8 protein-coding genes are annotated in these 14,098 nt (G+C 70.1%); all 8 read left to right on the plus strand.

Features of this window, described 5'->3' with window-relative positions:
* Window positions 1-13 precede the first annotated feature (13 nt).
* The 8 genes from PLE19_07005 (at window position 14) to PLE19_07040 (ending at window position 14,080) form a co-directional block, all read left to right on the plus strand.
* Entirely contained in the window at window positions 14-3,463 is a 3,450-nt protein-coding gene (locus PLE19_07005) for an ABC transporter permease (GenBank protein ID HPD14678.1), read from the plus strand.
* 195 nt (window positions 3,464-3,658) lie between these two features.
* A complete protein-coding gene (locus PLE19_07010; protein HPD14679.1) occupies window positions 3,659-5,053 on the plus strand; it encodes a PQQ-like beta-propeller repeat protein in 1,395 nt (464 codons plus the stop codon).
* Window positions 5,050-6,033 (plus strand): hypothetical protein, encoded by a 984-nt coding sequence (locus PLE19_07015; GenBank protein ID HPD14680.1) that lies wholly within the window; start codon window positions 5,050-5,052, stop codon window positions 6,031-6,033. The genes PLE19_07010 and PLE19_07015 overlap by 4 nt, the downstream gene beginning before the upstream one ends.
* A 97-nt stretch (window positions 6,034-6,130) precedes the next feature.
* Window positions 6,131-6,718 carry a ferredoxin gene (locus PLE19_07020; protein ID HPD14681.1) on the plus strand — a complete coding sequence of 196 codons (588 nt, stop codon included), beginning with the start codon at window positions 6,131-6,133 and terminating at the stop codon, window positions 6,716-6,718.
* Window positions 6,719-6,727: 9 nt separating this feature from the next.
* The gene (locus PLE19_07025; protein ID HPD14682.1) at window positions 6,728-8,032 is read left to right on the plus strand and encodes a 4Fe-4S binding protein; all 1,305 of its coding nucleotides are present in this window, start codon (window positions 6,728-6,730) and stop codon (window positions 8,030-8,032) included.
* Between the two features lie 102 nt (window positions 8,033-8,134).
* On the plus strand, window positions 8,135-9,877 hold the full coding sequence (locus PLE19_07030) for a PQQ-binding-like beta-propeller repeat protein (protein ID HPD14683.1): 1,743 nt from the start codon (window positions 8,135-8,137) through the stop codon (window positions 9,875-9,877).
* Between the two features lie 106 nt (window positions 9,878-9,983).
* On the plus strand, window positions 9,984-12,452 hold the full coding sequence (locus tag PLE19_07035) for an NAD(P)H-dependent oxidoreductase subunit E (GenBank protein HPD14684.1): 2,469 nt from the start codon (window positions 9,984-9,986) through the stop codon (window positions 12,450-12,452).
* Between the two features lie 44 nt (window positions 12,453-12,496).
* Window positions 12,497-14,080 (plus strand): 2Fe-2S iron-sulfur cluster-binding protein, encoded by a 1,584-nt coding sequence (locus PLE19_07040; protein ID HPD14685.1) that lies wholly within the window; start codon window positions 12,497-12,499, stop codon window positions 14,078-14,080.
* The last annotated feature ends 18 nt before the right edge of the window (window positions 14,081-14,098 follow it).

Consider the following 14,098-nt stretch of genomic DNA (forward strand, 5'->3'; position numbering starts at 1 on the left):
GTCGGCAGTCGCAATGTCCATCTTTCTGCTCATCCTCCGCTCCCTCGGCCACTACTGGCGCACCCACGCGGGCGTCGTGCTCGGCGCGCTGGTGAGCACGGCGGTGCTCGTCGGCGCTCTGGCCGTGGGCGACTCGGTGCGCTACACCCTGCGCGCGACCGCGCTCGCGCGGCTGGGCGGCATCGAGGCAGCTCTGGACGCGGGGAGCCGCTTCTTCGAGGAGCGCCTGGCCACCGACGTGGAGAAGCGGCTGCGGACCTCGCCCCAGGAACGCGCGATGGTGGCTCCCGTGCTGCGCCTGCGCGGCGTGGCCGCCAACTCCGACGGCACGGCGCGGGCAAACAACGTCCAGGTCCTCGGTGCCGACAGCCGCTTCTGGGCGCTTGCCGGTTCCGAAGGAGAGCCGGGGATCATCGACGCGCCCGTCGAGGCGGGCTCGGTGAAGGGCGGCCCTGCGGACGGCCTTTTCCTGAACGAGCGGCTCGCCGCGCAGCTCGGCGTGCGCGAGGGCGACGACGTGCTGCTGCGAATGGACAACCCGAGCATGCTCTCACGCGACGCGCCGCTGGTGCCCACCGAGGATGCCACCGTGGCGATGCGGCTCGCCGTCGCGGGCATCGTGAGCGACGCCCAGGGCGGCCGCTTCGGCCTCCAGGCCAACCAGGTGGCGCCCCACAATGCCTTCGTGCCGCTGCGCCTCCTCCAGAAGCGGGTGGGGCAGGCCGGGCGCGCCAACCTGCTCCTCGTCGGCGGCGCGGCCGGCCCGACGCCGCCCGCCGCAGCCGACGCTGCGCTCAAGGCCAGTTGCACGCTCGCCGACCTCGGGCTAGAACTGCGCGAGCTGCCCGCGCAGGGCGTGGCCGAGCTTCGCACCGACCGCATTTTCCTGGACCCTGCCACCGGCGCCGCGGCGGCCAAGGCGTTTCCCAACGCCCTCGGCGTGCTGACGTACTTCGTCAACGAGCTGCGCATCGAGGGCCGTTGGGTGCCGTACTCGATGGTGGCTGCCCTCGGGCCCCTGAGTGAGGCCGGCGCGCCCCCGCCATTCCTGCCGCCCGATCTCTCGGAGAAGGAAGTGGTCCTCAGCGACTGGCTCGCCCGCGACACCCAGGCGAAGCTGGGCGACGAACTTCTGGTGACCTATTACGCCGTCGGGCCGAACCGCAAGCTCGTCGAGCAGACGGCCCGGTTCCGCATCCGCGCCGTCGCGCCGATGGAGGGGCTGGCCGGCGACCGCGACCTGATGCCGAATTACCCCGGCCTCGCCGACATTGACAACTGTCGTGACTGGCGACCCGGCATCCCCATTGACCTCAAGAGGATTCGCAAGGCCGACGAGGACTACTGGGCGAAGCACCGCGGCACGCCCAAGGCATTCATCTCCCTGGCCGCCGGGCGCAAGATCTGGGGCAACCGGTTCGGCGACCTCACGGCGATTCGCATCCCGGCGCCGCCCCCGCGCGCCCAGCTCGAGCGCACGCTGCTCGCGAGCCTGGACCCCGCCGACTTCGGCCTGGCGTTCCGTCCCGTGCGCGAAGAAGCGTTGCGGGCGAGCACGCAGGCGCTGGATTTCGGCCAGCTCTTCCTGGGCCTGAGCTTCTTCCTCATTGCCGCGGCGGTGCTGCTGATGGGGCTGCTCTTCGTCTTCGGCATCGAGCAGCGGGCCGAGCAGGTGGGTCTGCTCCTTGCGCTCGGTTTCACGCCGCGGCAGGTGCGGCGGCTCATGCTGGCCGAGGGCGCGATCCTGGCCGTCGTTGGCGGCGTCGCCGGCACGTTCGGGGGCACGCTCTACACGCGGGGCGTGGTGGGCGCGCTGGCCGGCGTATGGCGCGGGGCCGTCGCCGGCTCGGCGATTCGGTACCACGCGGCGACGGTCACGCTGCTTCTGGGCGGTTGCTCGGGCATTGTTGTGGCCATCGCGGCCATGTGGCTCGCACTGCGGCGGCAGGCGCGGCGCGCCCCGCGCGAACTGCTCGCCGGCGCGGGCGTCACGCTCGCCGCCCCGAAGCTGAAGCGGCGACGGCTGGCGCCCTGGCTCGCCGCCGTGGCGATTGCGGGGGCGCTGGCCATCGTTGCCGCGATGGGCGCGCGGCGCGATCAGGCGGCGGCGATGGGCCTCTTCGGGGCTGGGGCGCTGCTGCTCGTCGGCGGCCTGGCGCTGAGCCACGCGGCCCTGGCCGTGAGGCGAACCGTGTCGCCTGCGAAGCGCCTCGGCACTCTCGGCTGGCGCAATGCCACCCGCCGCCGTGGCCGAAGCCTCGCCGTGGTGGGTCTGCTCGCGTGCGCGAGCTTCCTCGTGTTCGCGGTGGGCGCGAACCGCAAGGACCCGCTGGCCGACGCAGCGCGGCGCTCGTCGGGCACCGGCGGCTTCGCCTTCTACGGTGAAACGGCGTTGCCTGTTTTCGAGGACCTCAATACCCTGGAAGGCCGTAAGGCCTACGGCCTCGACGATGCGGTGATGAAGGGCGTGAGCGTGGTGCCGCTGCGCGTGCGCGAGGGCGACGACGCGAGCTGCCTGAACCTCAATCGCGCCCAGGCGCCGAGGCTGCTCGGCGTGCGGTCCGAGGACCTTCAGTCGCGCGGCGCGTTCACCCTCCTCAAGTGGCTGCCCACGCGGTCGGACGAGGACGGCTGGGAGCTGCTCCACGTGCGGCTTCAGGACGGCGTGGTGGCGGCCATCGGCGACGAGGCGACCGTGACCTGGGGGCTGGGCAAAGGGGTGGGCGACATGGTCGAGTACACCGACGGGCGCGGCCGTCCGTTCCGCGTGCTCATCGCGGGGATCATCGCCAACTCGATTCTCCAGGGCAACCTGTTGATTGCCGAGGATGAGTTCATCCGCCTCTTCCCCGCCGATGAGGGGTATCGGGCGTTCCTGGTGGACTGCCCGATGCCCGAGCGCCCCGGACAGGAGATTCGGAAGATTGCAGCTCTGCGCGCCGCCGAGCCGCACGCAAGGGTCATCAGCGGTCTTGGGCACATGGACGCTGTCAACGCCGAACTCTCTCGGTGTCTCGAAGACGTGGGCCTGGAACTCATGCCGGCCTATCGGCGTCTGGCGGAGTTCGGTGCGGTTGAGAACACGTATCTCTCCATTTTCCAAGCACTTGGTGGGCTGGCGATGCTGCTGGGGAGCGTGGGGCTGGGCGTGGTGGTGCTGCGGAACGTGATGGAGCGGCGAAACGAGTTGGCACTTCTGCGCGCAGTGGGCTTCCGCAAGCGGGCGCTTGTGTGGCTCGTGCTGGCCGAGCACTGGGGCCTGCTGGCTCTGGGCCTCGTGGCGGGCACAGTGTCGGCGGTGATCGCCGTGCTGCCCGCGCTGCGGTCGCCGGGGGCGGATGTGCCGTATCTATCGCTGGGAGCTACCCTTGTGGTCGTGGCCGCAAGCGGCCTGCTGTGGACGTGGCTGGCCGCCGCGGCCGCGCTCCGCGGCCCGCTGCTGAATGCCTTGAGGAACGAGTGAGAGTGGCGGCTTCTCTGCTGTCCACTGTGTCCATCATGTCCATTGGCTATCCGGTACTGAGCCGATGGACAGGATGGACGTGATGGACGAGGCGGGCGGAGCGGCCCCGGGCGCCGACCTCAGGGAGGGGGAGTTGCCACCCTTGACGTGCGATTTGGGCTTGGGGATTCGGGGCGAATCTGGTAATTTGGAAGTATGAGGCTGCTTCCGCGACTCATCCCCGTGCTCTCTGGCGTGGCGGGGGCGCTCGCGCTGGTCCTGTGGCTGCGCGCCACGCCGGCCGGCGACTTCGCGCCCCGTGTGCCCGGCACCGACCGGCCGGCGGGCGTGGTCGAGGCCGTGGCGCGCAAGGTGGAGGGCACGCTCACGAAGGGCGACGGCGAGCCGGCCAAGCTGCCCGGCGCCTGGGCGCGCTTCCGCGGCCCGCGACTCGACAACATCAGTCGCGAAGACACGTCGCTCGCCCGCTCGTGGCCGAAGGACGGGCCGCCCGTGCTCTGGCGGCTCAATGTCGGCGAGGGCTATGCGGGGGCGGCCATCCGCAACGGCCGCGTGTACCTGCTCGACTACGACCAGGAGAAGCACGCCGACGCCCTCCGCTGCCTGTCGCTGGCCGACGGCCGCGAGATCTGGCGCTTCGCCTATCCCGTGAAGGTCAAGCGCAACCACGGCATGTCGCGCACTGTGCCCACGGTGACGCACAAACACGTGGTCGCTCTCGGCCCGAAGTGCCACGTCACCTGCCTCGACGCCGAGACGGGCGAGCCGAAGTGGCCGATCCTCGACCTCGTGAAGGACTACGGCGCCACGGTGCCGCAGTGGTACGCCGGCCAGTGCCCGCTGGTGGATGGCGACAAGCTGATTCTCGGCGTGGGCGGCCCCGAAGCGTTGCTCATGGCCGTGGAGATCGAAACGGGCAAGGTGCTCTGGAGGACTCCCAACCCCGACCACTGGAAGATGACCCACTCGTCGGTGGTGCCGATGGACTTCGCGGACCGCCGCACCTACGTCTACTGTGCGAGCGGCGGCGTGGCAGGGGTGGACGCCGAGGATGGCAAGCTGCTGTGGAAGACGCCCGACTGGCGGATCAGCATCGCCATGGTGCCGTCGCCCGTGGTGTTCGAGGACGGGCGCATCTTCCTCACGGGCGGCTACAACGCCGGCAGCGCCATGTTCCAGCTCAAGGAGAAGAACGACGAGTTCCGCGTGGAGACGCGGTATCGGCTGAAGCCCAAGGTCTTCGATTCTCCGCAGCACACGCCGATCCTGTACGACGGCAACCTCTACGCCGTACGCAGCGACGGGCAGCTCGCTTGCGCCGACCTGGGCGGCAAGGTGCTCTGGGAGAGCGGGTCGGCGAACCTCTTCGGGCTCGGCCCCTACCTGGTCGCCGACGGGCTGATCTTCGTGATGAACGACAAGGGCGTGCTCACGATGGCCGAGGCCACGCCCGTGGGCTACAAGCCGCTGGGCAAGGCCACCATCTTCGACCACGGCCACGACGCCTGGGGGCCGATGGCCATTGCGGGCGGGCGGCTCATTGTGCGCGACTTCACGCGCATCGCGTGTCTGGATGTGAAGAAGCCATGAAGCATTGGCGATTTGCGGCTTACGATCTGCGATGGGCAGCCATCCCCGCGGCATGCCTTCTGGCACTGTTCGGCTGTGGGAAGGAGGAGGGCAGCGGGCTGGGGAAGGACTTCACCTACGACCTCACTGAGCTGCGCAAGGTGGACCCGAAACTGATCCACTACGACGAGGCGGCGGCCATTGACGTGCCGCTCAAGGAGCTGCGCGGGCTGGCCGTGGATGCCAAGGACAGAGTCCTCGTGGCGGGTGACGACACGGTGCTCGTGTTCCGCGCCGACGGGAAGCGCGAGGGCGAGACCAAGACGGGCGGCGCGCCGCGCTGCCTGGCCGTCGCCGAGAATGGGACGCTCTATGTCGGGATGAAGGACCACGTGGAGGTCTTCGACGCCCGGGGCGAACGCCAGGCCGTGTGGGAGAGCCTGGGCGCGAAGGCGCTCGTCACGTCCATTGCCGTGGGCGAGGAGGCGGTGTTCGTGGCCGACGCGGGGAATCGCGTGATCCTGCGCTTCGACCTGTCGGGCAAGAAGCTCGGCCTGATCGGCAAGAAGGATGAGGAGCGGAACATCCCCGGCCTGGTGGTCTACAGCCCGTTTCTGGACGTCGCGATCGGGCGCGACGGCCTGCTGTGGGCGGTGAACCCGGGGCGGCACCGCCTCGAGGCCTATACGGCGGACGGGCATCTGGAGGCGTCGTGGGGCAAGGCGTCGGTCGCCCTCGAAGGCTTCAGCGGCTGCTGCAACCCCACCGACATTGCGGTGCTGCCCGACGGGCGGTTCGTGACCGCCGAGAAGGGCATGCCGCGGGTGAAAGTCTACAGCCACGACGGCGCCTTCGAGTGCGTGGTCGCCGCGCCCGACTGCTTCGAGAAGCATGCAACCGGCCTCGACCTGGCCGCGGACAGCCAGGGGCGGATCCTGGTGCTTGACCCCGCCGCGAGGCGGGTGCGGGTGTTTGTGAGGAAGAAGGGGATCAATGGATGACTGGATGGTTGGATGGATGGATGGCAGACGCGTTGCCTTCTTACATCCTTCCATTCCTCCACCCATCCATTCATCCTCTCCGAGAGAGGTGCTGACTATGCCAGAAGACAAGCAGGCCATCCCCCGCCGCGAGTTCTTCCGCAAGGGCATGCGGGGCGTGGCCCTCGCGGCCCTCGCGGGCACGGGCGGCTACCTGGCCGCGCGCCGCACCAGCAGGACGCGCGACGTGTGGCAGCTCGACCCCAGCAAGTGCACGCAGTGCGGCAAGTGCGCGACCAACTGCGTGCTCAAGCCCTCGGCCGTGAAGTGCGTGCATGCCTACGCCATGTGCGGCTACTGCGAGCTGTGCACGGGCTACTTCGAGCCCGACCCCAACGAGCTGACCACGGCCGCCGAGAACCAGCTCTGCCCCGTGGCCGCGATCAAGCGGACGTTTGTGGAGGACCCGTACTTCGAGTACGAGATAGACGAGCCGCTGTGCATCGGCTGCGGCAAGTGCGTGGAGGGGTGCCGCTCGTTCGGCAACGCCTCGCTCTTCCTCCAGGTGCGGCACGACCGCTGCCTGAACTGCAACGAGTGCAGCATCGCCGTGGCCTGCCCGGCCGACGCCTTCTCGCGGGTGCCCGCCGAACCGGGGTACCTCTATCGTCCAGGCTACTCGCCCGCAACCACGAAGAAGGGGTAGGACGACCACGTGAGGGCGCGTAGCTTCATCCTGACGGCTCTGCTGCTGGCCGCGTGCGGCGTAGCGGTGGGCGCGCAACGCTTTCCGCCGCCCGAGTTCACCGAGAGCCAGCACCAACTGCCCCACGAGCAGTACCCGGCGCCGGCCGCGCCGGCGGTGCAGGGGGTGGATGTGGCGGTGCTCTTCGTGGCCCTGTGCCTGGCCACGTGGGCGGCGCTGAAGCTGCGCTCGCGCAACGCCGTCTTCGCGCTCATGGTCGCCTGCCTCGTCTACTTCGGCTTCTGGCGCCAGGGCTGCGTGTGCCCGATCGGGGCGATCCAGAACGTCACGCTGGCCCTCTTCGATTCAGGCTACGCCGTGCCGCTCGTGGTGCTGGCCTACTTCCTGCTGCCGCTCGTGTTCACGGTGTTCTTCGGGCGGAGCTTCTGCGCCGCCGTGTGCCCGCTGGGGGCCATGCAGGACGCGGTGCTCGTGCGCCCTGTGCGGGTGGCGCCGTGGCTGGAGGGCGGCTTGCGGGTGCTGGCCTATGCCTACCTGGGCGGAGCCGTGCTCTTTGCGGCCACAGGCGCGGCGTTCCTCGTCTGCCGCTACGACCCCTTTGTGGGCTTCTTCCGGCTCAGCGGCTCGCTGGGCATGCTGCTCTTCGGCGGCGGGGTGCTGGCCGTGGGGATGTTCATCGGACGGCCCTACTGCCGGTTCCTGTGCCCTTACGGCGTGGTGCTGGGCTGGCTGTCGCGCGCCTCGGGCCGGCGGGTGACGATCACGCCCGACCAGTGCGTGCGCTGCCGGCTGTGCGAGGATGCCTGCCCGTTCGGGGCGATTCACAAGCCGGTCGAGCCGCCCACGCCGGCCGAGCGCGCGGCCGGGCGGCGGCGGCTGGCCCTGCTGCTCGCGCTGCTGCCCGTGCTGGCGGCCGCCGGCTTTGTGGCGGGCGGGGCGCTGGGCACGCCGTTCGCCAAAATGCACGTGGTCGTGACCACGGCCGAACGCGTGCGGGCCGAGGAACTGGGCGAGGCGACGGGCACGACCGACGCCAGCGACGCCTTCTACGAGAGCGGGCGCACGACCGAGGAACTCTACACCGAGGCCCGCCGGCTGCGGCGCAGCTTCGCCGTGGCGGGGCGGCTCTTCGGCGGCTACCTGGGCCTCGTGGTCGGCGGCATGCTGCTCCACCTCTCGATTCGCCGCCGCCGCGACGACTACGAGGCCGACCGCGGCGCCTGTGTGGCCTGCGGGCGGTGCTATGACTATTGCCCCGTGGAGTTGCGTCGCCGGAAGGACGCGGAGATCAGGCAGAAGGCCCAGGGAGGATGATTGGATGAATGGATGGTTGGATGGATGGAGGAGCGAGCGTCGCCTTCTCATTCATCCACTCATCCACCCATCCATTCATCCCCCGCCAGGTAAGGTGACGTGATGGGTCAGGCAACCACCCGCGCCAGCGCCCAGCCGCCCGAAGCGAAGCGCGCCTGGCTCCAGGCCGCCATCGCCACGGCGATTGTCGCAGGCGTCTTCTCCGCCGTGGTGAGCGGGTTCATGGTGGTGGACGCGCTGCGCAGCCAGGCCGAGGACATCCGCACGGCCGACCGGCTCGCCGAGCTGAAGGCCGCGCTGCGCGGCGACCCGATGAACGAGGGCCTCAAGGAGCGCATCCGCGCGCTCGACGTCGAGCTGCGGCGCAACTTCTTCCTGTACTCTCATGCGACGAACACCGGCCGATGGCTGCTGCTCGCGGGCCTCGTCGTCGGCGTCGTTGCGCTCAAGGCGGCCAGTGTCCTCCGACGAAAGCTGCCGAAGCCTCATGGCGCCGGAGCCATGCCCGGCTGGGCGGACCGCCTGGCGCAGGCGTCGCGCTGGTCGGTCGCCGCCACCGGTGTTCTGCTGGTCCTCGGAGCCGCGGGCCTCGCGCTCACGGCCTCGAGCATCCTCGGGCGCCGCGAGGGGGCAGGGGAGGCGGCAGCCACCTACCCCTCCGACGACGAGGTGGCGGGGAACTGGCCCCGCTTCCGCGGCCCATGGGGCCTCGGCGTGGCCGCCTACGCCAATGCGCCCACGGCCTGGGACGGCGCGACCGGCCAGGGCATTCTCTGGAAGGCCGCGGTCCCGCTCAACGCGCCCAGCTCGCCCGTGGTGTGGGGCGACCGCGTGTTCCTCACCGGCTCGAGCAAGGAGAGGCTCGATCTCTACTGCTTCGATGTGGCGACGGGCCAGCTCCTCTGGACTCACGCGGCCACGGGCATCCCGGGCAGCCCCGCCCAGCGGCCGAAGACGATGGAGGGCGTCGAGTGGGCGCCCTCGACCCCCGCGACCGACGGCGCCCGCGTCTACGCCCTCTTCGCCACGGGCGACGTGGTGGCCGTGGACTTTGCGGGCCAGCGCGCCTGGGCGCGCAACCTGGGCACGCCCGAGAACAGCTACGGCCACGCCTCGTCGCTCGCCCTCTGGCGCAACCGCCTGCTCGTGCTCTACGACCAAGCCACCGCCGACGACAAGAAGTCGAAGCTCATGGCCCTCGACACAGCGACCGGCCGCACCGTGTGGGAGACCAAGCGCGACACGCCCCAGACGTGGACGACCCCCATCATCGCCAAGAGCGGCCAGGGCGACCAGATCATCGTCTGCGGCGACCCGTTCCTGTGCGGCTACGAGGCCGCCTCGGGCAAGGAGCTGTGGCGGGCCGAGTGCCTCGGCGGCGAGATCGCCCCGTCGCCCGTCTACGCCAACGGCGTAGCCTACGCCGCCAACGCAGGCTCCTACGCCAGCGCCGTGCGCACCGACGGCTCGGGCAACGTCACCGAGACCCACATCCTGTGGAAGGCCGAGGACGGCTTGCCCGACATCGCCAGCCCGCTCACCAACGGCGAGCTGTTCTGGACCCTCTCCACCGGCGGCACGCTCACCTGCTACGATGCCAAGACCGGCAAGCGCGTGTGGGAGAAGGACCTGGAGGAGAACTGCTCCTCCTCGCCCAGCCTGGCGGGCGACAAGGTGTTCGTGACCACGGAGAAGGGCGTCACCATCCTCGTCGCCGCCGCCCGGGAGTTCAAGGAACTCGGCCGCTGCAAGCTCGGCGAGGGCTGCCGCACGACCCCGGCGTTTCTCGATGGCCGGATCATCCTTCGAGGCGAGAAGCATCTGTTCTGTATCGGCAAGAAGTGAAGCGGACGGAGGATGGACGGATGAATGGATGGTTGGATGAGTGCCAGAGCCGGTCTTTCATTCATCCATTCATCCGCCCGTCCATTCCTCCTCGTGCAGGAATACGATGAGCGCACTGGACCTCACATTCGTTGACCAGGTGGTCGCCGGGATCGGCCGTGGCCCGGAGAAGGTGATCCCCATCCTCCAGGCCATCCAGGCGCACTACCGCTATCTGCCCGAAGAGGCGCTGCGGCGGGTGTGCGAGACCACCGAGATCACCCCCGCCGCCCTCATGGGCGTCTCCACTTTCTACAGCCAGTTCCGCCACCGCCCCATGGGCCAGCACCTCGTGCGCGTGTGCGTGGGCACCGCTTGCCACGTGAAGGGCGCGGGACTCGTCCACGACGCCTTCGTGCGCCACCTGCGCGTGCCCGAGGGCGACGACACGGACCCCGACCGCCTCTTCACGCTTCAGAAGGTGGCCTGCCTGGGGTGCTGCACGCTGGCGCCGGTGGTGCAGATTGACGAGGTGACCTATGGCCATCTGACGCCCGACCGCGTGCCGGCTGTGCTGCGCGACTTCCTGGAGCTGGACCGCACAGGCGAACAGAAGCACTGGGCCGACCGCCCGGCCGAGCACGAGGGCGACGGGGCGGAGATTCGCATCGGCCTCGGCTCGTGCTGCATTGCGCGCGGCAGCGGCAAGGTCGAGCACGCGCTTCAGGCCGCCCTGGCCCATAGCGGCGTGCGCGCCCGCATCAAGCGCGTGGGATGCGTGGGCATGTGCCATCAGACGCCGCTCGTCGAGATCGTGCGGCCCGGGAAGCCCACGGCCCTCTACGCGCAGGTGAAGGCCGAGGACGTGGAGGCCATCGTGCTGCGCCACTTCCGCCCGCGCAGCCTCGGCCGGCGCCTCAAGGTCGCTGCCGCCAACCTGCTCGACCGGCTCTACACCGATGCCGCCTGGACCCCCGTGACCCGCTACGCGCTCGACGTGCGCGACCCCCACGTGGCCGCCTTCCTCGGCCCGCAGAAGCACCTGGCCGTCGAACACTGCGGCGAGATTGACCCGACCGATCTCGACGAGTATCTGGCACATGATGGCTTTGTGGCCTTGCGCCGCTGTCTTGGGGTCGCCCAGGAAGTGGGCGAGTGCGGAGTGCGGAGCGTGGAGTGCGGAGGGAACTCCGGAATCCGGAATTCTGAATCGCAAACTCCGGACGCGATCATCGAGGAGATTCGGCGCAGCGGGCTCCGCGGCCGCGGCGGCGCCGGCTTCCTCACCGGCGTCAAGTGGGACCTCGTTCGCAAGGCGAAGGGCGAGAAGAAGCACATCGTCTGCAACGGCGACGAGGGCGACCCCGGAGCGTTCATGGACCGCATGCTCCTCGAGTCGTACCCATATCGCGTGCTCGAAGGCATGATCATCGCAGCCTTTGCCGTGGGGGCCGACGAGGGCTACCTCTACATCCGCGAGGAGTACCCGCTGGCGGTCCGCCGCGTGCGCGAGGCGCTCCGCGTGCTGGCCGAGCGCGGCCTCCTGGGCGAGAACATCCTGGGCAGCGGCTTCTCGCTGCGGCTCCAGATCATGGAGGGCGCCGGCGCCTTCGTGTGCGGCGAGGAGACGGCGCTGCTCGCCTCCATCGAGGGCAAGCGCGGCATGCCGCGACTCCGCCCGCCTTATCCTGCCGAAAAGGGGCTCTGGGGCAAGCCCACCCTGATCAATAACGTCGAGACCTACTCGCTCGTGCCCTGGATTCTGCGGCACGGCGCCGAGGCGTTTGCCGCCATCGGCACGGCCACCAGCAAAGGCACCAAGGTGTTCGCCCTCGCCGGCAAGGTGGCCCGCGGCGGCCTCGTCGAAGTGCCCATGGGCATCTCGATCCGCGAGGTGGTCGAGCAGGTGGGCGGCGGGGTGGGCCAGGCGCCGCCCTGCGCCGGCCTGCCCGCGGCCGCGCCCCGCGAGGTGCGGCGTTTCAAGGCCGTCCAGATCGGCGGCCCCTCGGGCGGCTGCCTGCCCGCCAGCCTCAGCGACGTGCCGGTGGACTTCGAGGCCCTCACCGCCGCCGGCGCCATCATGGGTTCGGGCGGACTCGTCGTGCTGGACGACCTCGATTGCATGGTGGACATCGCGCACTACTTCCTCGAGTTCACGCAGAACCAGTCGTGCGGCCGCTGCACCTTCTGCCGCATCGGCACGCGGCGGATGCTCGACATCCTGGAGCGCCTGCGCACCGGCGAGGGGCGCAAGGGCGACATCGAGGAGCTCGAGCACCTCGCCGCCATGGTGAAGAAGGGCAGCCTGTGCGGCCTGGGCAAGACCGCGCCCAACCCCGTGCTCACCACCATCCGCTATTTCCGCGACGAGTACGAGGCCCACATCGCCGGCCGCTGCCCGGCCGGCCGCTGCAAGGCCCTCATCCAGTACGTCGTCACCGACGACTGCATCGGCTGCACGCTGTGCGCCCAGCACTGCCCCGTGGATGCGATCCCGATGACGCCCTACGAGAAACACGCGATTGACGCCACGAAGTGCATCCGCTGCGGCACCTGCAAGGCCCTGTGCCCCGTGGCTGCCATCAAGGTGGAGTAGGCCGCTTGGTCCCGTCTGTCCTATCGGTCCTGTTGGGTTAAGTCATGCCGAGGCTCGTGATTGACAACCGCCCTGTCGAGGTGCCCATTGGCGCCACCCTGCTCGATGCCGCGCATGCGCTCGGCATCGAGATCCCCACGCTCTGCCATCTCGAGGGCTTCGAGCACTCGACCTCGTGCTTCGTGTGCGTCGTGAAGCTCAAGGGCAAGCCGGGCCTCGTGCCCTCGTGCGCCACCGTGGCCGCCGACGGCCTGGAGGTCGAGAGCGAGACCGACGAGGTGCGCGACGCGCGCACGATGGCCCTCGAGCTGCTCTTGAGCGACCACCTGGGCGACTGCATCGGCCCCTGCCACGCCGTGTGCCCGGCCCACATGAACATCCCGTTGATGATCCGCCAGATCGCCGCGGGGCGCCTCCGCGACGCCGTCGTCACGGTCAAGGAGCACATCCCGCTGCCCTCGGTGCTCGGCCGCATCTGCCCCGCCCCGTGCGAGAAGGGCTGCCGGCGCGGCCAGCACGACGCGCCGCTCTCCATCTGCCTGCTCAAGCGCATCGTCGGCGATGCCGATCTCGCCGCGCCCGAGCCGTGGCTGCCCGAGCGCAGGCCCAGCACGGGCAGGCGCGTGGCCGTCATCGGCGCCGGCCCCGCCGGACTCTCCGCCGCCTGGTACCTGCTTCGGGACGGCCACGGCGTGACGCTCTTCGATGATCACGCGAAGCCGGGCGGCATGCTCCAGTATGCCGTGCCCGAGGACAAGCTGCCGCGAGCCGCCCTCGACGCGGAGATTGCCCTCGTCGCGCGCCTCGGCGCCGAGTTGCGGCTCGGCCAGCGGGTCGAGAGCATCGCCGAACTTCAGGGCGACTTCGATGCGATTCTGGTCGCGGCGGGCGAACTGCGCCCTGGCGACGCCGCGCGCCTGGGCCTGCCCGCCTCGAAGACGGGCGTCGAGGCCGACCGCGAGACGCTGGCCACGCCCGTCGCGGGCGTCTTCGCCGCGGGCGGCGCCATTCGGCCGCAGAAGATGGCCGTCCGCTCCGTCGCCGACGGCCGCGCTGCCGCGTCCTCGATCAGCGCCTTCCTCTCTGGCTCCTCTCACGCATCACGCATCACGCATCACGCCTTCTCCACCCACATCGGCAAGCTCAAGGAGGGCGAGATGGCCGCCTTCCTCGCCGAGGCTTCCGACGTTCCGCGTGTCGAGCCCTCGGGCGGCTTGGCGGCCGGCCTCACCGAGGCCGAGGCGCGCGCCGAGGCCCTGCGCTGCCTGCACTGCGACTGCCGCAAGCCCGGCGCCTGCCGCCTGCGCCGCTGGAGCGCTGCGCTCGAGGCCAGCCCGAGCCGCTTCAAAGGCGAACGCCGCACCTTCGTCCAGCACCGCCAGCACAGCCAGATTCTCTATGAGCCGGGCAAGTGCATCCGCTGCGGGCTCTGCATCCAGGTCTGTGCGAGGGAAAAGGAGGAGCTGGGCCTCACCTTCATCGGCCGCGGCTTCGATGTGGTGGTCGGCGTGCCGTTCGACCGGCCGATTGCCGAGGGCTTGCGCAAGACCGCGGCCGCGTGCGTCGCGGCCTGTCCCACCGGCGCCCTCGCCCTGCGGGATGGCGAAGACCCCTCGCCGTCACGATGAAGCAGGAATGCCCGGCCT

The organism is Planctomycetota bacterium (assembly GCA_035384565.1).
In the GTDB taxonomy this organism is placed as follows: Bacteria; Planctomycetota; PUPC01; order DSUN01; family DSUN01; genus DAOOIT01.